The organism is Acidovorax sp. Leaf191, assembly GCF_001424425.1.
In the GTDB taxonomy this organism is placed as follows: domain Bacteria; phylum Pseudomonadota; class Gammaproteobacteria; order Burkholderiales; family Burkholderiaceae_C; genus Acidovorax.
The window spans coordinates 288,813-306,603 of the sequence record NZ_LMPT01000001.1 but is presented as its reverse complement, the minus strand read 5'-3'; the positions used below and the strand labels follow the sequence as shown (position 1 = coordinate 306,603).

At 68.2% G+C, this 17,791-nt stretch carries 20 protein-coding genes; 13 read left to right on the top strand and 7 right to left on the bottom strand.

Going from position 1 to position 17,791, the window contains the following annotated elements; all coding sequences use genetic code 11:
- Positions 1–237: 237 nt before the first annotated feature.
- Positions 238–1,785 carry an ABC transporter substrate-binding protein gene (locus ASG27_RS01340; protein ID WP_156370433.1) on the top strand — a complete coding sequence of 516 codons (1,548 nt, stop codon included), beginning with the start codon at positions 238–240 and terminating at the stop codon, positions 1,783–1,785.
- Positions 1,786–2,165: 380 nt separating this feature from the next.
- Here ASG27_RS01340 and ASG27_RS01335 read toward each other — a convergent pair whose 3' ends face one another.
- Together ASG27_RS01335 and ASG27_RS01330 are read right to left on the bottom strand one after the other, a co-directional pair.
- Complete coding sequence (locus tag ASG27_RS01335) at positions 2,166–2,489, bottom strand: YnfA family protein (protein ID WP_056410503.1); 324 nt, start codon at positions 2,487–2,489, stop codon at positions 2,166–2,168.
- Positions 2,486–3,247, bottom strand: coding sequence for an ArsR/SmtB family transcription factor (locus ASG27_RS01330; RefSeq protein ID WP_082485698.1), 762 nt, complete (start codon positions 3,245–3,247; stop codon positions 2,486–2,488). The genes ASG27_RS01335 and ASG27_RS01330 overlap by 4 nt, the downstream gene beginning before the upstream one ends.
- Before the next feature lie 90 nt (positions 3,248–3,337).
- Between ASG27_RS01330 and ASG27_RS01325 the strand changes: the two genes are divergently transcribed.
- On the top strand, positions 3,338–3,682 hold the full coding sequence (locus ASG27_RS01325; RefSeq protein WP_056410501.1) for an NIPSNAP family protein: 345 nt from the start codon (positions 3,338–3,340) through the stop codon (positions 3,680–3,682).
- Positions 3,679–4,023: an antibiotic biosynthesis monooxygenase family protein gene (locus ASG27_RS01320; protein WP_056410498.1), complete on the top strand. Its 345-nt coding sequence runs from the start codon at positions 3,679–3,681 to the stop codon at positions 4,021–4,023. The genes ASG27_RS01325 and ASG27_RS01320 overlap by 4 nt, the downstream gene beginning before the upstream one ends.
- 44 nt (positions 4,024–4,067) lie before the next feature.
- On the opposite strand, the gene ASG27_RS01315 is transcribed toward ASG27_RS01320, so the two are convergent.
- The 4 genes from ASG27_RS01315 to ASG27_RS01300 all read right to left on the bottom strand — a co-directional run bounded on the left by ASG27_RS01315 (position 4,068) and on the right by ASG27_RS01300 (position 7,930).
- Positions 4,068–4,805, bottom strand: coding sequence for a metallophosphoesterase family protein (locus tag ASG27_RS01315; RefSeq protein WP_056410495.1), 738 nt, complete (start codon positions 4,803–4,805; stop codon positions 4,068–4,070).
- A gap of 14 nt (positions 4,806–4,819) precedes the next feature.
- Positions 4,820–5,575 carry a hypothetical protein gene (locus tag ASG27_RS01310; protein WP_056410492.1) on the bottom strand — a complete coding sequence of 252 codons (756 nt, stop codon included), beginning with the start codon at positions 5,573–5,575 and terminating at the stop codon, positions 4,820–4,822.
- A gap of 101 nt (positions 5,576–5,676) precedes the next feature.
- On the bottom strand, positions 5,677–6,417 hold the full coding sequence (locus ASG27_RS01305; RefSeq protein WP_162240414.1) for an alpha/beta fold hydrolase: 741 nt from the start codon (positions 6,415–6,417) through the stop codon (positions 5,677–5,679).
- An 88-nt stretch (positions 6,418–6,505) separates the two neighbouring features.
- Positions 6,506–7,930, bottom strand: a complete 1,425-nt coding sequence (locus ASG27_RS01300) for an FAD-binding oxidoreductase (protein ID WP_056410482.1) — start codon at positions 7,928–7,930, stop codon at positions 6,506–6,508.
- A gap of 164 nt (positions 7,931–8,094) precedes the next feature.
- Here ASG27_RS01300 and ASG27_RS01295 point away from each other — a divergent pair, with 164 nt between their 5' ends.
- The 8 genes from ASG27_RS01295 to ASG27_RS01260 all read left to right on the top strand — a co-directional run bounded on the left by ASG27_RS01295 (position 8,095) and on the right by ASG27_RS01260 (position 15,537).
- Positions 8,095–8,784 (top strand): TetR/AcrR family transcriptional regulator, encoded by a 690-nt coding sequence (locus ASG27_RS01295; RefSeq protein WP_056410479.1) that lies wholly within the window; start codon positions 8,095–8,097, stop codon positions 8,782–8,784.
- A gap of 117 nt (positions 8,785–8,901) precedes the next feature.
- Positions 8,902–9,903, top strand: coding sequence for a Bug family tripartite tricarboxylate transporter substrate binding protein (locus ASG27_RS01290; RefSeq protein ID WP_056410477.1), 1,002 nt, complete (start codon positions 8,902–8,904; stop codon positions 9,901–9,903).
- Positions 9,900–11,414 carry a carboxylesterase/lipase family protein gene (locus ASG27_RS01285; protein WP_056410474.1) on the top strand — a complete coding sequence of 505 codons (1,515 nt, stop codon included), beginning with the start codon at positions 9,900–9,902 and terminating at the stop codon, positions 11,412–11,414. The genes ASG27_RS01290 and ASG27_RS01285 overlap by 4 nt, the downstream gene beginning before the upstream one ends.
- A 126-nt stretch (positions 11,415–11,540) precedes the next feature.
- Positions 11,541–12,404: a GntR family transcriptional regulator gene (locus ASG27_RS01280; RefSeq protein ID WP_056410471.1), complete on the top strand. Its 864-nt coding sequence runs from the start codon at positions 11,541–11,543 to the stop codon at positions 12,402–12,404.
- On the top strand, positions 12,401–13,222 hold the full coding sequence (locus ASG27_RS01275) for a transporter substrate-binding domain-containing protein (RefSeq protein ID WP_056166684.1): 822 nt from the start codon (positions 12,401–12,403) through the stop codon (positions 13,220–13,222). Before ASG27_RS01280 ends, ASG27_RS01275 begins: the two co-directional genes overlap by 4 nt.
- A gap of 199 nt (positions 13,223–13,421) precedes the next feature.
- Entirely contained in the window at positions 13,422–14,096 is a 675-nt protein-coding gene (locus tag ASG27_RS01270) for an amino acid ABC transporter permease (RefSeq protein WP_056410469.1), read from the top strand.
- Positions 14,097–14,102: 6 nt separating this feature from the next.
- Positions 14,103–14,756 (top strand): amino acid ABC transporter permease, encoded by a 654-nt coding sequence (locus tag ASG27_RS01265; protein WP_056410466.1) that lies wholly within the window; start codon positions 14,103–14,105, stop codon positions 14,754–14,756.
- A complete protein-coding gene (locus tag ASG27_RS01260; RefSeq protein ID WP_056410463.1) occupies positions 14,740–15,537 on the top strand; it encodes an amino acid ABC transporter ATP-binding protein in 798 nt (265 codons plus the stop codon). The genes ASG27_RS01265 and ASG27_RS01260 overlap by 17 nt, the downstream gene beginning before the upstream one ends.
- Positions 15,538–15,758: 221 nt before the next feature.
- Here the strand turns inward: ASG27_RS01260 and ASG27_RS01255 are convergent, their stop codons facing one another.
- Entirely contained in the window at positions 15,759–16,124 is a 366-nt protein-coding gene (locus ASG27_RS01255; RefSeq protein WP_056410461.1) for a calcium-binding protein, read from the bottom strand.
- Positions 16,125–16,458: 334 nt separating this feature from the next.
- Here ASG27_RS01255 and ASG27_RS01250 point away from each other — a divergent pair, with 334 nt between their 5' ends.
- Both ASG27_RS01250 and ASG27_RS01245 read left to right on the top strand, forming a co-directional pair.
- Positions 16,459–16,896 carry a hypothetical protein gene (locus tag ASG27_RS01250; RefSeq protein WP_056411574.1) on the top strand — a complete coding sequence of 146 codons (438 nt, stop codon included), beginning with the start codon at positions 16,459–16,461 and terminating at the stop codon, positions 16,894–16,896.
- 234 nt (positions 16,897–17,130) lie between these two features.
- A complete protein-coding gene (locus tag ASG27_RS01245) occupies positions 17,131–17,700 on the top strand; it encodes a cob(I)yrinic acid a,c-diamide adenosyltransferase (protein ID WP_056410460.1) in 570 nt (189 codons plus the stop codon).
- The last annotated feature ends 91 nt before the right edge of the window (positions 17,701–17,791 follow it).

The following is a 17,791-nucleotide window of genomic DNA, read 5'->3' as shown; positions in this document are numbered from 1 at the left end:
ACCCCAAGGTCTGCGTGTAAGAGATGTAATGGACCGTATGCAGCGCCGGGCGGTGGCATGTCATGTGCATGCACCGCGAGGCCCTTGGCTCGCCCATGGTGCCGCACCCCAGGGATTTCCATATCCGCAGAAGCGGGGAGCTATTGCACATTGCGTGCTGACAACACATTGGAGGTTTGTATGCGCCTGCGTTTCGATCGTTCTTCGCTGCTATCCGCCCCTGCACTGGCGGCCGTGATGGCGTGCATGGTGCCCGCCATCGCGGGCGCAAAGCCTTTCAAATGGGCCGGTTCCAGCGACATCCAGACCATGGACATCCACTCGCAGAACAGCGCCCTGGGCAACGGCATCCATGCGGCGGTGTACGAGTCGCTGGTGATGTTCAACAGCCGCACGCTCAAGGTCGAGCCGCTGTTGGCCACCTCGTGGCAGCAGGTCAGCCCCACGCAGCTGCGCCTGAAGCTGCGCCAGGGCGTGAAGTTCAGCGACGGCTCGGCCATGACGGCCGACGACGTGGTGTATTCGCTGCAGCGCGCGATGAGCAAGACGTCCACATATGCCATCTACACCCAGGGCATGGACCGCATCGCGAAGGTGGATGGCGAGACCATCGACATCTTCCTGAAGAACCCCAACCCGGTGCTGCTCAACCAGCTGACCGAGCTGCGCGTGATGAGCAAGGCCTGGGCCGAGAAGAACAACGCGGTGGAGCCCAAGGACATCAAGGCCAAGGACGAAACGTTTTCGCACCGCAATGCCATGGGCACCGGGCCCTTCGTGCTCAAGGAATGGGTGCCCGACCAGAAGATCGTGTTCGCCGCCAACCCGCTGTGGTGGAACGCTGGCAAGACCGAGGGCAACGTGACCGAGATCACCTACACGCCCATCAAGTCCGAGGCCACGCGCATCGCGGCGCTGCTGTCCGGCGAGGTCGACATGGTGCGCGACACCAGCCTGCAGGACCTGGAGCGGCTCCGGGCCAACCCCAATCTCAAGGTCATGGAGATGGTCGAGAACCGCACCATCTACCTGGCCATGGACCAGTTCCGCGACGAGCTGCCGGGCAGCAACATCAAGGGCAAGAACCCGCTCAAGGACCTGCGGGTGCGCAAAGCGCTGTACCAGGCCATCGATGTCGGTACGTTGCAGCGCGTGACCATGCGCGGCATGTCCAAGCCCACGGGCGCCATCGTCTCGCCGCTGGTCAACGGCTGGACGGAGGCGGTGGACAAGCGCCTGCCTTACGACCCCAACGCGGCCAAGGCGCTGCTGGCCGATGCGGGCTACAAGGACGGCTTCGAGGTCGACCTGGCCTGCAGCAACAACGCCATCATCCAGGACGAAGGGCTGTGCCAGGCCATCACCTCGATGTGGGCGCGCGTGGGCGTCAAGGCCAAGCTGCGCACGCTGCCGGCCGTCACCTACTACCCCATGGCCCAGCGGCACGAGGCCAGCATCGCGCTGCTCAGCTGGGGCGTGCCCACGTTCGACGCGCTGTACACCCTGCAGTCGCTCACGCGCACCAAGACCACCGGCGGCGACGGCAACTACAACCTGGGCCGCTACAGCAACGAACGCATGGACTACATCGTGGACCGCGTGAAGACCGAGATCGACCTGCCGGTGCGCAACCGGCTGCTCACCGAAGGGCTGCAACTGCAAAACGACACCGTGGCCAACATTCCACTGCACAACCAGATGCTGGCCTGGGCCATGAAGAAGAACGTGGATCTGGTGCAGCGGCCGGACAACCGCATCGACTGGCGGTTGATCAAGGTGAATTGAGGGTCGGCGGGTTGCTGGTTGGAAGGTGGCTGGGGTGAAGCAGCCGTAGTGCGCGGAAGACGGCCCCCTCTCCCCGACCCTCTCCCGCGAGGGGAGAGGGGGTCAAAGCCGGGGTAGGGTACGACTCTGGTAGAAATGGCCTCTGGCGCGCTTTCTAAAAGCGCTAGAAGCTATTATTTGTATAGCATTCTTATCCACTGCATCTCGCCGCACACAACGGCAACAGAGCCGCAGACAGCCCCCCCAAAAAACTCCCTCTCCCCTCGCGGGAGAGGGCTGGGGAGAGGGGGCGTGAGCAGCAGAGCCTCAATACAAACCCCCGCTCTGCGCACGCTGGCAGCCAGCGCGATCGATCCATCCGCCTGCACCCCATCGGTTGCTCACTTCATGGGCTGCAAAACGATGATCGCCATGCCCGCCAGCGCCACCAGCACCCCCGCCACATCCCACGGCGTGGGCCGGATGCCGTCCACTGCCCACAGCCAGGCCAGCGCCACGCCGATGTAGACGCCGCCGTACGCCGCATAGACGCGCCCCGCGCCGGCGGTGTCGTGTAGCGTGAGCAGCCAGGCAAACAGCGCCAGGCTCAGCGCGGCGGGCAGCAGCAGCCATGCCGGCTTGCCCTGACGCAGCCACAGCCACGGCAGGTAGCAGCCCACGATCTCGGCCAGCGCCGTGGCCACGAAGAGTGCGAAGGTCTTCACAGGCCCACCTGCGCTTTCGTTTTCGCATTCGCCAGACGGGGGCGGTGGGCCGTGTCGTTGCTCGCTGCCTCGCCAGCGGCAGGCGCCGTCCATGCGCGCAGGGCCAGCTCGCCCTCGGCCGAGAAGTGCACCACGCGCGAGTCCTTGTCGCGCCGCGCCCAGCCGCGTTCCACCAAGCGCTGCAGCAGCGCGGCACCGAGCGCGCCGCCCAGGTGGTGGCGCCGCTCGCTCCAGTCCAGGCAGGGGCGGCACAGCATGCGCCGCTGGCGCTCCACCACGGCCGTGTCGATGCCTTGCTGGGCAAACCACTCGGCACCCGCCGTGGTCAGCGCGAGGCCGCCATCGGCAGCGTGCAGATAGCCCTGGCGCAGCAACGCCTCGTGCAACTGCACGCCCACTTCGCCCGCCAGATGGTCGTAGCAGACGCGGGCGCGCCGCAGTGCGGGTTCGCGCGGGCTTGCGCGCAAGCGCACGGCGCCTGCACGGAACGCCACGTTCATCAGCGACTCCAGCAACTGCGCCACGTCGCGGTCGGCCAGGCGAAAGTAGCGGTGCCGGCCCTGGCTCTCCACCGACAGCAGGCCGGCGTCGAGCAGCTTGGCCAGGTGCGCGCTGATGGTCTGCTTGGTGACGCCGGCAATGTCCGCCAGCTCGGTGGCCGTGAGGGCGCGGTCGGCCATCAGTGCGGTCAGGACTTCGGCGCGCGCGCTGTCGCCGATGAGCGCGGCAATGCGCGCGATGTGGGGGCCGTCTTTCATGGTTCGATGTTGGGCGAACCATCCCGGGCCGTCAAGCGCCTATCGTCAAACCCTCACACACCACACGCATCCCGACCCGGGCATCACACCATGATCACCTGCTTCATCCGCTACGACATCGACCCCTTCCAGCGCGAGCAGTTCGCCGAATACGCGCGCCGCTGGGGGCAGATCATCCCGCGCTGCGGTGGCCACCTGCTGGGCTACTTCCTGCCACACGAAGGGACCAACTACGAGGCGTGGGGCCTCATCGGCTTTGACTCGCTGGCCGCGTACGAGGCCTACCGCGCCCGCCTGCGCACCGACCCCGAAGGCCGCGCCAACTTTGCGATGGCGCAGGAAAAGCGCTTCATCCTGCGCGAGGAGCGCACCTTCACCCAGGGCGTCGAAGGCACGCTGGGCCTGCCCGCGCACCCTGTGGAGTCCGCCCCATGATGGCCGTGATCTTCGAGGTGCTGCCCGCACCTGGCCGCAAGGACGCCTACCTGGCCGCTGCCGCCGCGCTGCGGCCCGCGCTGGAGCAGATGGACGGCTTCATTTCCATCGAGCGGTTCGAGAGCCTGAGCGAGCCCGGCAAGCTGCTGTCGCTCTCGTTCTGGCGCGATGAAGAGGCCGTGGCCCGCTGGCGCCAGGTGGAGGCCCACCGCGGCACCCAGCAGGCAGGCCGCGCCGGCATCTTTGCGGACTACCGCCTGCGCGTGGCCGCCGTGGTGCGCGACTACGGCCTGCACGACCGCGCACAGGCGCCAGCGGATTCACGCCGGGTGCACGGCTGAGCGGTGCGCTGCATTGCGGCCCTGCCTGAGGCGCACGATCTGCGTCAGGGCATGTACCCTGTGCGAAGCGCATGCGCCCAATCCGGCCTCTGCCGCTGCTCGGCCAGCAGCGCCATCGCGTCATGGTTGTAAGCCACGGCGATGTGCTCCACCTGCCACTGGCCGCCGTGCAGCGTGATCAGCGCGTAGCGCGCATCGGGCGTGCCAGATTCCACCGCGTGGTAGACGGGGTGGTCGTCGCTGTACGCCTGCAACCCCACGCTGCCGGGGTTGACCAGCAACTGCGCGCCCAGCCGCACTGCGCGCGGCACATGGGTGTGCCCGCAGGCGATCACAGGCACCGCAGTCTCTACATCGAGTCGCTCGCGGATCTCTGCGGGCCGCGCCAGGCGCAGGGCGTGGCCGTCCAGCGTCTCCAGCAGGTATTCGTGGTCACTGCGCGGCGAGCCGTGGCACAGCAGCACGTCGTCGGTCAGGCGCACGCGGTGCTGCAGCGTGCGCATCCATGCGAACTCGGCCTCTGTGAGCTGCGCGTGCGCGTACTCGTCCGACGGGCCACCCCGCCCGGGCTGCAGGTGCAGCACCTGCCGCTCGTGGTTGCCCGCCAGCGACAGCCATCCCGATGCCATGAGCCACTGCGCCGTCTCGCGCGGCAGCAGCGGGCCCGAGAGGTTGTCGCCCAGGTTCACCACCCGGTCGGCGCCGCGCTGGCGGATGTCGGCCGCCACGGCTTCGAGGGCTGCCAGGTTGCCGTGGATGTCGGAGACGAGGGCGATGCGCATGGTGAGAAAAACTTTCAGCAGGGTGACACGGAGATGTTCCCCATGCCCTGGCACAGGTGTCCGCTCACGCGGGCCTGGTTGAACAGCAGGTCGCACAGCCACGCGTACACCACCGCAATGTAGGCCAACTGGCCCCATCCCACGTAGCTGCCGAAGACGATGGTGGAGAGCCAGTTCTGGCCCCACAGGTACACGCCGCTGCAGATCAGCGTAGCCGCCAGCAGCGTGGCCGCGGCCGGTACCAGCGCCGCCGCTTGTGCACCGCGGCGCCGCCATGCGGCCAGCCCCAGCAAGGCAAACGCGAGCGCATTCGCGCCGCTGAAGATGCGCAGCTCGCGCAGCAGCTTGTCTGCCGTGTCGAGGTAAGCCGTGCGGATCAACGCGTCAAGGCGGGCCTGCATCTGCTGCGCCGTGCCGATCTCCAGCTGCAGGCGCTCCTCACGCCGCTTGCGGCACTCGCAGGTGGGGATGCCCATCTCCGCGGCAATGGCGGCCACGCGCCCCGGCAGGCCTGCCGACAGCGCCTTGCGGGCGGCTTCGATTTCTTGCTCCTTGCCCTGCCAGAGAAGCCGCGCCCGCCCGGTCAGAAAGCGCTCATCCAGGGCCTGCAGCTTCTCGCCGGTTTTCTTTTCAATGTGCTGGCGGATCATGTCGCGCGCCGTGTGCTCGACCCAGGTGGGTTGCAGCAGGGAGGTGATCAGCAAGGCGCCAAAGAGCAGGCTGCCAAGAAGCGCGATGAGCAGCGTGAACGAGCGAATGAACTGGGGCATTGGTCGAGCATAGATGGGCACGCCCGGGCGGCCGCCGCATGCGGCGCCGCCACCGGATCGCGCCGTGAAATCCGTCACTCTTGGCGAGAAAACCTGTGGGATCAGGCCGTACCGACTGGCCTTGCGGCCGGCTCTGCGGCGGACCTCCACACGGCTTCCGCCCGCGCAGAGAAAGCGGCCACCGCCGTTGCGGCAGCGGTGTGCGCGACCTGCAGCAGCAAGTGTGGAGCCTCGATGCGAACGATCTCCACGTTGGGCAGCGCGCGCTTGATCACCTCCGCCGATGCTTCCTTGATCAACCGGTCTTCCGTGGCTTGCAGGTACAGCACCGGCACTTGCACCGCGCGCAACTGGGCGACCACGTTCACCCTCAAGAGGGCGCCCGCCCTGGCGCGCAGCGCTGCCCCCGACACCTTGGCCAGAGTAGCGCGCAACAGGCGCCCCAGATCCGGCGACGTATGCCGGCCCATGAGAAGTTTTCGCACCAGCCATGCGGGTGCAAGCTCGAAGGGCGTGATGGCCGCAAGCGCGCTCACGGGGTGCAGCAGCGGCACCGGGTTCGTCGCAAAGGTGGCACACAGCACCACCCCGGCCAGCCCTGGCGGGCAGGACGCAGCCAGCGACAGGGCGATGGGGCCTGAAAACGACTCACCCAGCAGCACATAGGGTCCGTCTTGCGGCAGTGCCTGGCGTGCCACCACTTCCAGTGCTTGGTAGCCGAGCGCACTCTGCGTGGGATAGCGCACCACCACCGTTCTGATCGATGGGCCCAGCGCTGCGACAAACGGGGCGAACAATTCGCCCGTGCCGTCCATGCCAGGCAGGAGTACAACGGTGACCATGCTCGTTGACAGTGGCTCAGCACACGGCGGCATCCGCACAGCGCCCTGGGATGGCACCACGGCGCGCCTCACACTGCGCCCACAGTGATCACATCGCGAAAATCTTTCCCGGATTCAAGATGTTCTTCGGGTCCAGCGCCCGCTTGATCGACCGCATCATGTCCACCGCGCCCGCCCCCGTTTCGTCCAGCAGGAAGCCCATCTTGTGGATGCCCACGCCATGTTCGCCGGTGCAGGTGCCGCCCATGCTCAGCGCGCGGGCTACCAGGGTGTGGTTCAAGGCCTCGGCCTTCGCGCGTTCTTCGGCGCTGTCGGGGTCGATCAAGTAGCCGAAGTGGAAGTTGCCGTCGCCCACGTGGCCGACGAGGAAGTACGGGATGCCGCTGGCTTCGGCCTCGTCCACGGATTCGAGCAGGCAGTCGGCCAGGCGGCTGATGGGCACGCAGGTGTCGGTGCTGATGGCGCGGCAGCCCGGGCGGCTTTGCACGGCGGCGAAGTAAGCGTTGTGCCGTGCGGTCCACAGGCGGGTGCGTTCCTCGGGCGTGCTGGCCCATTCGAAGGCCTGGCCGCCGAACTCGCTGGCGATGTCCTGCACGGTCTCGGCCTGCTCCTTCACGCTGGAGGGCGAGCCGTGGAACTCCATCAGCAGCATGGGCTCCTCGCGCAGCGTGAGCTTGCTGTGGGCGTTCACCATGCGCACCGTGTGGTGGTCGATGAGCTCCACGCGCGCAATCGGCACGCCCAACTGGATGGTCTGGATCACGGTGTGCACGGCGGCCTCGATGCTCGGGAACGAGCAGATCGCGGCGCTCACTGCTTCGGGCAGCGGGTACAGGCGCACGGTGATCTGCGTCATGATGCCCAGCGTGCCCTCGCTGCCCACCAGCAGGCGAGTGAGGTCGTAACCGGCGCTGCTCTTCTTGGCGCGTGTGCCGGTGTGGATGATGTCGCCGCTGGCCGTGACCACCTCCAGCGCCAGCACGTTCTCGCGCATGGTGCCGTAGCGCACGGCGTTGGTGCCGCTGGCGCGCGTGGCGCTCATGCCGCCGATGCTCGCGTCGGCGCCGGGGTCGATGGGGAAGAACAGGCCCGTGTCCTTGATCGCATCGTTGAGCTGCTTGCGCGTGATGCCGGGCTGCACCGTCACCGTGAGGTCTTCGGCGTTCACACTGAGCACCTGGTTCATGCGGCTCACGTCGATGCTGATGCCGCCCTGCACGGCCAGCAGGTGGCCTTCGAGCGATGAACCCGCGCCGTAGGGGATCACGGGCACCTCGTACTGGCTGGCCAGCTTCACGGCGTCGGCCACGTCCTGCGTGTTCTGGGCAAACACCACGGCCGAAGGCGGGGGCGCCTGCAGCGAGCCCTCGTCGCGCCCGTGCTGCTCGCGCACGGCCTGGGCCGTGGAGCACTGCGCGCCAAAGCGGTTTTGCAGTGCCTCGATCAAGGCCTGCGGCACATCGCGCAGGTGGATCTCGGGCATCAGGTGGGCGGTGGCGGTGGGGGCGTTCATGGGTGTGTCTCCGTAGGTCGGCGGTTGGAAATCATTCTAGGTGGCCGGGCCGGCCCTGTGCGGCCGGCCCCCAGTGCGGGCAGGGTTGCCCACCGGGTATTCCCCGATGGGGTGCGACGGCGCCGCATTTACATTACGTTTGAAATGTATATTGCTTGTGCCGCATGAACACCCGGAACATCCCTGAGCGCCGCAGCCACGCCGAGCGCAGCGCGGCCACGCGCCAGCACCTCATCGCCACGGCCATCGACGTGATCCAGCACCGCAGCCTGGAGGAGATGTCCATCCACGAACTGGCGCGCTCGGCCGGCATGACCTCAGGCGCGGTGCAGCACCACTTCGAGTCCAAGGCCGTGCTCATGATGCGTGTGCTGAGCGAGCTGGTGGAGCAGCGCGTGGAGGCAGGCCAGCTCTGGCCGGCGCGCACGCTGCCCGCCGCGCAGCGCGCGACGCTGTTCGTGCAGGCAGCGTGGGATCTGATCTATGCCCAGCCGCGTTTCATCGTCGCCTGGAACATCTACCTCGGCTGCCGCAACCAGAGCGCGGTGCTGGACCACATCGCGCAGTTGCGCCAGCAGATCAACGCGCAGATGCGCGATGGCTTCTTCGACGCGTTCCCGGAGCTGGCCACGGCGCCGGACCGTGCGGCGTTCCTGGGGCTGGTGTTCTCCACGCTGCGCGGCATGGGGCTGCTGCAGCTGTTCCCGGACACGGCCACCGCACCTGCAGCGGGCGACAGCGCAGCGCCGCAGGCACAGCTGCAGTGCCTGGCGGGCCTGATCGCCAGCCGCTGCGAGGCCGCCGCACCGCCACGTGCAGCCCGCCACGGCGCGCGGCGCGGCCCGAAGACCTGACGACTGTTTCACCGCACGCCGCCTGCAAGGTCGGGCCCAACCGGCCAAGTGCCCGGCCGAGCGCCCGGTCTGGCGCGCGCGTGCAGCCCTTCGCCCACCACCACCTGGAGACACCGCATGACGTCCTCGAAAGCCCATTGCATCCGCCCCGCCGCGCTGGCGGCCACGCTGGCCTGTGCGGCCTGGTGGCCCTTCGCTCAAGCCCAGCCGGCGGCGTATCCGGCCAAGCCCCTGCAGCTCGTGGCGCAGCAGCCGCCGGGCAGCGGGTCGGACGCGATGACCCGTGTCTGGGCCGACTGCGCCGCGCGTGAACTGGGCCAGAGCGTGGTGGTGCAGAACAAGCCGGGTGCCAACGGTATCCTGGCCGTCAACTTTCTCAAGGGCCAGCCGGCCGATGGCTACACGCTCATGAGCATCGGCATGTCGCAGATGTCGATCACGCCCTATGTGTACCGCCAGCGCCCGTACGACCCGCTGGCGGACTTCGATGGCGTGGCCGTGCTCGGTACCTCGCCGCTGGTGCTGGCCGTTCCGGCGGGCAGCGGCATCGCGCGGCTGCAGGACCTGGACAGGCTGGCGCGCGCCACGCCCGGCGGCGTCAACTTCGGCTCGCCAGGCAAGGGCAGCCCGGCGCACCTGCTCACCTCCGCGCTGCTGGACAAGATGGGTGCGCCCGGCACGCACGTTCCGTTCGTCGGCGAAGGGGCGGGGCTCACGGCGCTCATGGGCCAGCAGATCCAGGCCATGACCCTGGTGATGGGCACGGCCGCCGCGCAGGTCAAGGCGGGCAAGCTGACGGCGCTGGCCGTGTTCGGCGCGCAGCGCTCGCCGCTGCTGCCCGATGTGCCCACCATCGCCGAAGCGCTGCCCGCCGCGGCCGACCTCGCGCGGCCATCGTGGATCGCCGTGGTGGCGCGCGCCGGCACGCCGCCCGAGCTGCTCAACCGCCTGAATGCCGCCACCGAGAAGTGCCGCGGCGACGCGCAGTACAAGAGCCGCTTCGACGCCATGAACGTGAGCCTCACGGCCACCGCGCCGCGCGACGTGCGCGTGTGGGCCGAGCGCGATGCGGCGGTGTGGCGGCCGCTGATCGACAAGCTGGGCCTGGCCACCGAATGACCGGCAGCGCTGTGCACTGCGAAGTCTCGCTGGCCCACGGGGGCCGCCTGCGCGGCAGCGTGCAACAGGGCATACAGGTGTACCGCGGCATTCCGTACGCCCAGCCACCGTTTGGAGCGCTGCGTTTTCAGGCGCCCGCACCCGTGCCGCCCTGGCAGTGCGTGCGCGATGCGCTGGCGTTCGCGCCGGCCGCGCCGCAGCTGCCGCGCGTGGCGCAGGCCCACACGCCCGTGGTGGGCGGGCCGGAGTGCCTGGCGCTCAACATCTGGGCGCCCGACCCACCCGCCACCGACGCTGCGGGGCCGCTCCCCGTGGTGGTGTGGGTCCACGGCGGCGGCTTCTTCCGGGGCTCGGCCAGCGACCCGCTCTACGACGGGGCATCGTGGGCCCGGCAGGGCGTGGTGTTCGTGTCGGTGCAGTACCGCCTGGGCATCGACGGCTTTGTGCACCTGCACGGCGCGCCGGCCAATCGCGGCCTGCTCGACATCGTGGCGGCCTTGCGCTGGGTGCAGCAGCACATCGCTGCCTGGGGTGGCGACGCAGGCCGTGTCACGGTGATGGGCCAGTCTGCCGGCGCGGGTGCGCTGGCCTGCCTGCTGGGCATCCCGCAAACGCTGGGCTTGTTCCAGCGGGCCATCCTGCAAAGCCCCAGCGTGGCCTGCCAGACGCTGGAGGAGGCCGCCGCAGCCCGCGAAGCCGTCGCTGCGCTGGCGGGCGTGGCGCCCGAGCGCGACGCGCTGGCGCAGGCGCCGCTTGCGGCGGTGCTGCAGGCCGTGCATCGCCTGGCCATCGACCCGGCGCTGCGCCGCCGCATGGGCCTGGGCGGGCGCCAGTTCTTTCCGCTGCGGCCCGTGGTGGATGGCGAGGTGCTGTCCGCGCCGCCGCTGCACGCCATGCACCAGTGCTGGGCCGCACACCCCGTGCAGGCCCGCGCGCTGCAGGTCCTGGTGGGCAGCAATGCCGACGAGATGCGCCTGTACCACCTGCCCACGGGCCTGTGGGACCACGCCACGCCCGCACACGTCGATGCGTTCGCACACGATGCCGAACTGCCCGCAGCGCTGGTGGCCGCCTACCGCACCCGCGTGGACGGCGGCCAAGCCACCCCGGGGGCGCTGCTGGCCGCCTTGCAGGCCGATTACTACTACCGGGCGCCGGCCCTGGGCATCGCGCGCCTGGCGGCGCGCTGCACGGGCGGGGCCTATCGCTACAGCTTCGAATGGCCGTCGCCCCAGGCGCGGGGCCGCCTGGGGGCCGCGCATGCGGTGGAGCTGCCCTTTGTCTTTGCCAACCTCGACACGCCGCAGGGCCTGGAGTTCACCGGCCCGCAGCCGCCGGTGGCCTTGTCGCAGGCCATGCACCGGGCATGGGCGCAGTTCGCCGTGTCGGGCGACCCGGGCTGGCCGGCGTTCACCAACAGCACGGCCTGGACGGTGCGTTTCGGCGCGCCGCCTGCCTGCACCGACCGGCCGGACGACGCCCTGCTGCACCTCTGGGATGCGCTGACCTGAGGCGGCGATGCCCCATGCCGGGGCGAGGGTGCCCGGCCAGCGCGCTGATGGGCAGCCTGGGTGCGCCAGACTGGTGCGCAGAGCTTGTATACCAGTTGGCACGGAAACTGCAATCGGTTGATTGCAATGACCACCGCCAACGACATCAGCAACCGCATCATCGAAGCCGTGATGGCCCAGAAGCTGGCGCCCGGCTCGCGCCTGGGCGAGCAGCAGCTGGCGATGCTGTTCGACTGCAGCCGCACCATCGTGCGCGAGGCGCTCACGCGCCTGTCCACCCGCGGCATCGTCACCGTGAGCGCGCGGCGCGGGTGGTACGTGATCGAGCCCTCGGAAGACGAGGCCCGCGAAGCCTTCGAGGCACGCCGCGTGATCGAGCTTGGCCTGCTGCACCAGCTCAAGTCGGTCGACAAGGCCGCCGTGCGCCAGCTCAAGGCCCACCTGCAGCGCGAGAAGGCGGCGCTCGCGGGCAGCGACGTGGGCGTGCGCAGCTTCCTGCTGGGCGACTTTCATGTGTGCCTGGCCGAATGCCTGGGCAACGGCCTGCTGGCCGACACGCTGCGCGACTTCACCGCGCGCACCACGCTGATCGCCATGCTCTACCAGTCGTCGCACGACGCGGCGCAGTCCTGCGATGACCATGTGCGCATCGTCGAGGCGCTGGAGGCCGGCGACATCGCCCGGGCCGAGTCGCTCATGTCCGAACACATCGGCTCGGTGCAGTCGGCACTGCGCCTGCAGGCCAGCACCGACCCGCTGGCGGGGCTGCGCGACGCGCTGGCGCCGATGCACAAAAGCCCTGCCGCCGATCCGGGCGCTGCCAGGTCAGGCGTCGCTGCCACGCCGGCCCAGCCTGCAACCCCCGTCACACCTGACAAGAAGCCCCGGCCCCGCAAGCCGCGCGCAGCCAGCCCACGTTCCCTTTCCCCCGCGTCCGACAGCGACGCAGCACCCGCCGACGCATCCACCTACCTAGGAGCCTTGCTATGACCATCCGCCGCACCCCTGCACCATCGACCCGCCGCCTGACCCTGGGCGTGCTCGCCGCCGCCGGCCTGTCGGCTGCGCTCATGGCACCCGCAGCCCACGCGCAGAACGCGCTGGACAACATCCTCAAGGCCAAGGAAATCAAGATCGCCATCCCCACCGACTACCCGCCCTACGGCTTCGTCGGCACCGACCTCAAGCCCCAGGGCCTGGACGTGGAAATGGCCAACTACATTGCCGCCAAGCTGGGTGTGAAGGTCGAGCTGATCCCCGTGACCAGCGCCAACCGCATCCCCTACCTGCAGACGCAGAAGGCCGACCTCGTGATCTCCACGCTGGGCAAGAACCCCGAGCGCGAGAAGGTCATCGACTTCACCGCTTCGTATGCGCCGTTCTTCCAGGCCGTCTTCGCGAGCAAGAGCCTGTCGATCAAGAGCTTTGCCGACCTGACCGGCAAGTCGGTCGCCGTGACGCGCGGCGCGATGGAAGACCAGGAGCTGGGCAAGGTCGCGCCCGCCGGCGTGGACGTCAAGCGCTTCGAAGACCACGCCGCCAGCATCTCGGCCTTCGTGTCGGGCCAGACGCAGGCCATCGCCACCAGCGCGTCCACGGCCGGCACCATCATGATGAAGAACCCCAACCTGCAGACCGAATACAAGCTGCTGCTGAAAGACAGCCCCAACTTCATCGGCGTGGCCAAGGGCGAGGACAAGCTGCGCCTGCGCGTGAACGAGATCATTGCCGAAGCAAAGAAGTCCGGCGACATCGACAAGCTGTCGAGCAAGTGGCTGGGCCGGCCTGCGGGCGAACTGCCGCTGTGATCGACGGCGCGTCGTGGCTCTTTCCCACCGTTCACGTTGATGAGCCTGTGCAAGCCGCTCCCGACGCGCCGTGCGCGCCACCTGGCTTCGACAGGCTCAGGCCGAACGGGTGTGAGGGCGGTGGCCGTGAAAGTGCTACCCCGCGTTCCATGACGCGCACTGCAGTGCGCAGGCACCCACAACCCAAGCCGCAAGCACCATGCTGATCCAACTCGACTTCTCTGCCGTGCTCTCGTCCTGGCCGCTGCTGGTGCGTGGCCTGGCGTGGACCATCGGTCTCACCATCGTGGGCACCGTGCTGGGGCTGCTGCTGGGCACGGCCTGCGCCTGGGCACGTGCGCGCAACCTCGGGCCGCGTGCGGCGCCGCTGCGCTGGGCCGTGGCGGCGTATGTGGAGCTGGTGCGCAACACGCCCTTCATCGTGCAGCTGTTCTTCCTGTTCTTCGGGCTGCCGGCGCTGGGCCTCAAGCTCTCGCCCGAGGTCGCGTCGGTGCTGGCCATGGTGATCAACCTGGGCGCGTACTCGGCCGAGATCATCCGCGCTGGCATCGAGGCCACGCCGCGCGGCCAGATCGAGGCGGCGCAGAGCCTGGCGCTCACGCCCGGCCAGACCTTCCGCCGCGTGGTGCTGCCGCCCGCGCTGCTCAAGGTGTGGCCTGCGATGGTCAGCCAGATCATCATCGTGATGCTGGGCTCGGCCGTGTGCGGCCAGATCTCCACGCCCGAGCTGAGCTACGCCGCCAACCTGATATCGAGCAACACCTTCCGCGCGTTCGAGGCCTTCATCCTGGCCACGCTGGTGTACCTGGTGCTGTCCATGCTCACCCGCCGCCTGCTGATGTGGGTGGGGGCGCGTTTTCTGGTGGGAAGGTAGATCGCCATGGTTGATTTTTCTCTGTGGGACATCCTGCGCAATCTGCTGATGGCCGCGCGCTGGACGGTCACGCTCTCGCTGATTGCCTTCATCGGCGGCGGGCTGGTGGGCCTGTTGCTGCTGGTGCTGCGCCTGTCCAAGGTGCGCGGCACCGAGCGGCTCATCGGTGCCTACGTGCAGGTGTTCCAGGGCACGCCGCTGCTCATGCAGCTGTTCCTCGCGTACTTCGGCATCGCGCTCTTTGGCATCAAGACATCGCCGTGGACGGCCGCCGCGTTTGCGCTCACGCTCTATACCAGCGCCTACCTCACCGAGATCTGGCGCGGCTGCGTGGCGTCCATCCCCAAGGGCCAGTGGGAGGCCGCGCAGAGCCTGGCGCTCAACTTCGGCGAGCAGCTGCGCCACGTGGTGCTGCCCCAGGCGCTGCGCATTGCGGTGCCGCCCACGGTGGGTTTTCTGGTGCAGGTGATCAAGGGCACGGCGCTGGCGTCGGTGATCGGCTTCGTCGAGTTGACGAAGGCGGGCAGCATGATCTCCAACGCCACCTACCAGCCCTTCCTGGTCTACGCCTGCGTGGCCCTGCTGTACTTTGTGTTGTGCTTCCCGGTGAGCCTGGTCGCACAGTCCCTCGAAAGGAAACTCCATGGCCACCGCCACTGACACCAGCGCATCCCCCGTGGCTGCACCAGACGCATCGCCCGTGGGCCGCCCCATCGTCGAGATCACGGCGCTGCGCAAGTCGTACGGCACGAACGAGGTCTTGAAGGGCATCGACCTCAAGGTGCGCAAGGGCGAGGTGATCGCCATCATCGGCAAGAGCGGCTCGGGCAAGAGCACGCTGCTGCGCTGCGTGAATGGCCTGGAAGTGTTCCAGGAAGGTGCGCTCAGCGTGGACGGCCAAAAGCTGATGCACGAGAGCCCCACCGCCATGCGCGCACTGCGCCAGCAGGTGGGCATGATCTTTCAGAGCTTCAACCTGTTTCCGCACCTCTCGGTGGGCCGCAACATCATGCTCGCGCCCACGCTCGTGAAGGCGCGCGATGCCAAGGCGGCCGAGGCGCAGGCGCGCAAGCTGCTCGATCGCGTGGGCCTGGCCGAGAAGTTCGATGCCATGCCCGAGCAGCTCTCGGGCGGCCAGCAGCAGCGCGTGGCCATTGCGCGCGCGCTGGCCATGGAGCCGCAGGTGCTGCTGTGCGACGAGATCACCTCGGCGCTGGACCCGGAGCTGGTGGGCGAGGTGCTGCGCGTGGTGGAGTCGCTGGCGCTCGAAGGCATGACGCTGATGATGGTCACGCACGAGATGGCGTTTGCCCGCAAGGTGAGCGACCGGGTGATCTTCATGCACCAGGGCCGCGTGCACGAGACGGGCGCACCGGCAGAGATCTTCGGCAACCCGCAGACGCCGGAGCTGCAGCAATTCCTGTCGTCGCTGCACGACTGACCGGCCTACCGATCTACCGGCCGGCGACCGCGTTGCAGCGCATCGGTGCCGCAGGCCTAACCCACGCTTTTTTTCTGCACGCACAAGAGCCTGCCCACGCCCTGGAGTTCCAGCGCGGGCAGGCTCACGAGCCCTTGCGTCACCGCAGGGCCCGCACATGGCGTGGGGACACCGTGGCCCAGGGCATGGCGGCCCTGTGCGGCAGCGTCAGTGCAGGGGCATCAGGAACTGGCGCCTTTCTCGAATTCAGAGCGGGAAAGGGTGCCGTTCTTGTCGGCATCCAGCTCCTTGAAACGTTGGCCGATGGCGGGCAGCTTGGCGGCTTCCTGCGCGCTGAGCTGGCCGTCCTTGTTGGCATCGGCGCGGTCGAATGCGGCAGAGGCCGCGGTGGCTTGAGGCGCCGCTATCACGGCGGGGCCTGTGGAATTTTTGGAGCCAGCGTGGGGCGCAGTCTTGTCACTGGGGCCGAACTGGGGCGAGGAAGTCGTCTGTGCTTGCAATGCGCCCACGCCGCCCAGGGAGAGGGCCGCGAAAAGCATCACGCTGCGCGTGTCGAACGAGTAGTTGCGTCGTTGCAGTGCCTTCATGGAAGTGGATTCCTTCGAAGTTGAACAGGACTCCATTGCACCGCAGCATGGGCGCCAACACCAGCACTCTTGCCTGCTGTTGCCTTGCCCAACATTTGCCAGCGCGGTGTAACGGCCAGGGCGTGGTTTATGTCCGAATGCGGCAGCCATGTACCCAAACGTACTGCGCGCCGGTGCGGCGTGCGCCGGTATCGAGCCGCCCTGCAGGCTGACCGCTGTGCCCGCGCAAGTCCTACATGGCGTTCGCGCATCGCTTCCAACAATGACTCCAAGCCCGCAACAGTGCGGTGCTTTATTCAACCCTCTGTTGTATTCACTCATCAAGGAGCTCTTCATGCAAAAGCACACCGTCATCGCCGCCCTCGCAACCCTCGCTTGCACTGCCGCTCTGGCCCAGGCACCGAACGCACCCCGTCCTCCGTCGGAAGTGAACCCCGCAGCATCGGGCGGCCCTGCCGCTGCCAATGCACAGAACAAGGCCGATGACCGTGCTGCCCGCAGCACCGCCATGCCCGCCAACCCCGCTGCCGGTGACGGCCGCGGCGCCCCTGTGGCCGAGATCAACCCCAGCGCCTCCGGCGGCAAGGCCGCTGCCAAGGCCGACGCCCGCGTGAACGCACGCCTGATGGATACCAACGGGGACGGCATGGTGTCCCGCGCGGAATGGGATGCGTACCACACCACGTCCTGGAACAACATGAAGCCCACAGGCTCGGGCGTGTCCACCGCCGATATCGACCGCATGAACCGCATGCCCACCACGACCCACTAAGGTTTGTGGATGGCTGCCTGCGGGGGGCGCTGGCCAGCTCCCCCTGCGCAAAGCCCGCACCCACTGATTCACCTCGCGGTGAATCAGTGGGTGCGGGCTTTTTGCTGTGGATGTTCAAGCGCTGATGCAGGTGTGTGAGGCAGCATGTGGCGCAAAATCCGGTCTGCAGACTTTCAGGCCGGCCGCTTGCGATCAGGCAGGCGCGCGGACACGACCCTTTCTCTCAAGGCACCCATGGGCAACCGACTCACACAAATCGCCACGCGCACCGGCGACGCCGGCACCACAGGCCTGGGCAACAACGAACGCGTCTCCAAAGACAGCCTGCGCATCCATGCGCTCGGCGATGTGGACGAACTCAACTCCCACATTGGCCTGCTGCTGTGCGAGCCACTGCCGGGCGACGTGCGCGACCTGCTGGTGGAAGTGCAGCACCAGCTGTTCAACCTGGGCGGTGAGCTGTCGATCCCCGGCTTTGAGCTGCTCAAGCCCCAGGCCGTACTGGACCTCGACGAGGCCCTGGCGCACCACAACGCCACGCTGCCGCGCCTGCAGGAATTCATCCTGCCCGCCGGCACCCGCGCCGCCGCGCAGGCCCACGTGTGCCGCACCGTGGCGCGCCGGGCCGAAAGAGTGGTGGTGGCGCTGGGGAGCGCCGAACAGCTGAACGACGCCCCGCGCCAGTACCTGAACCGCCTGTCGGACCTGCTGTTCGTCCTGGCCCGCGTGCTCAACCGCATGGACGGCGGCGACGACGTGTACTGGAAAAGCGAGCGTCTTGCGGCGCAGAATGCTACTGAATAGATAGCTGCTTGCGCTTGTTCACCAAGCGCTGGCGGCCGATTCTCCATCAATTCCGCGACTTCTGAAACTGGCACGCCCCAATACCAGGGAT

What these genes read in the sequence shown, in the direction of transcription:
- ASG27_RS01290 (WP_056410477.1), top strand. Translation starts at nt 8,902, where the DNA reads ATGACGTCCTCGAAAGCCCATTGCATCCGCCCCGCCGCGCTGGCGGCC.
- ASG27_RS01270 (WP_056410469.1), top strand. Translation starts at nt 13,422, where the DNA reads ATGCTGATCCAACTCGACTTCTCTGCCGTGCTCTCGTCCTGGCCGCTG.
- ASG27_RS01300 (WP_056410482.1), bottom strand. Translation starts at nt 7,930, where the DNA reads ATGAACGCCCCCACCGCCACCGCCCACCTGATGCCCGAGATCCACCTG.
- ASG27_RS01340 (WP_156370433.1), top strand. Translation starts at nt 238, where the DNA reads ATGGCGTGCATGGTGCCCGCCATCGCGGGCGCAAAGCCTTTCAAATGG.
- ASG27_RS01280 (WP_056410471.1), top strand. Translation starts at nt 11,541, where the DNA reads ATGACCACCGCCAACGACATCAGCAACCGCATCATCGAAGCCGTGATG.
- ASG27_RS01275 (WP_056166684.1), top strand. Translation starts at nt 12,401, where the DNA reads ATGACCATCCGCCGCACCCCTGCACCATCGACCCGCCGCCTGACCCTG.
- ASG27_RS01265 (WP_056410466.1), top strand. Translation starts at nt 14,103, where the DNA reads ATGGTTGATTTTTCTCTGTGGGACATCCTGCGCAATCTGCTGATGGCC.
- ASG27_RS01255 (WP_056410461.1), bottom strand. Translation starts at nt 16,124, where the DNA reads ATGAAGGCACTGCAACGACGCAACTACTCGTTCGACACGCGCAGCGTG.
- ASG27_RS01320 (WP_056410498.1), top strand. Translation starts at nt 3,679, where the DNA reads ATGATGGCCGTGATCTTCGAGGTGCTGCCCGCACCTGGCCGCAAGGAC.
- ASG27_RS01250 (WP_056411574.1), top strand. Translation starts at nt 16,459, where the DNA reads ATGCAAAAGCACACCGTCATCGCCGCCCTCGCAACCCTCGCTTGCACT.
- ASG27_RS01260 (WP_056410463.1), top strand. Translation starts at nt 14,740, where the DNA reads ATGGCCACCGCCACTGACACCAGCGCATCCCCCGTGGCTGCACCAGAC.
- ASG27_RS01330 (WP_082485698.1), bottom strand. Translation starts at nt 3,247, where the DNA reads ATGAAAGACGGCCCCCACATCGCGCGCATTGCCGCGCTCATCGGCGAC.
- ASG27_RS01305 (WP_162240414.1), bottom strand. Translation starts at nt 6,417, where the DNA reads ATGGTCACCGTTGTACTCCTGCCTGGCATGGACGGCACGGGCGAATTG.
- ASG27_RS01325 (WP_056410501.1), top strand. Translation starts at nt 3,338, where the DNA reads ATGATCACCTGCTTCATCCGCTACGACATCGACCCCTTCCAGCGCGAG.
- ASG27_RS01245 (WP_056410460.1), top strand. Translation starts at nt 17,131, where the DNA reads ATGGGCAACCGACTCACACAAATCGCCACGCGCACCGGCGACGCCGGC.
- ASG27_RS01295 (WP_056410479.1), top strand. Translation starts at nt 8,095, where the DNA reads ATGAACACCCGGAACATCCCTGAGCGCCGCAGCCACGCCGAGCGCAGC.
- ASG27_RS01310 (WP_056410492.1), bottom strand. Translation starts at nt 5,575, where the DNA reads ATGCCCCAGTTCATTCGCTCGTTCACGCTGCTCATCGCGCTTCTTGGC.
- ASG27_RS01285 (WP_056410474.1), top strand. Translation starts at nt 9,900, where the DNA reads ATGACCGGCAGCGCTGTGCACTGCGAAGTCTCGCTGGCCCACGGGGGC.
- ASG27_RS01315 (WP_056410495.1), bottom strand. Translation starts at nt 4,805, where the DNA reads ATGCGCATCGCCCTCGTCTCCGACATCCACGGCAACCTGGCAGCCCTC.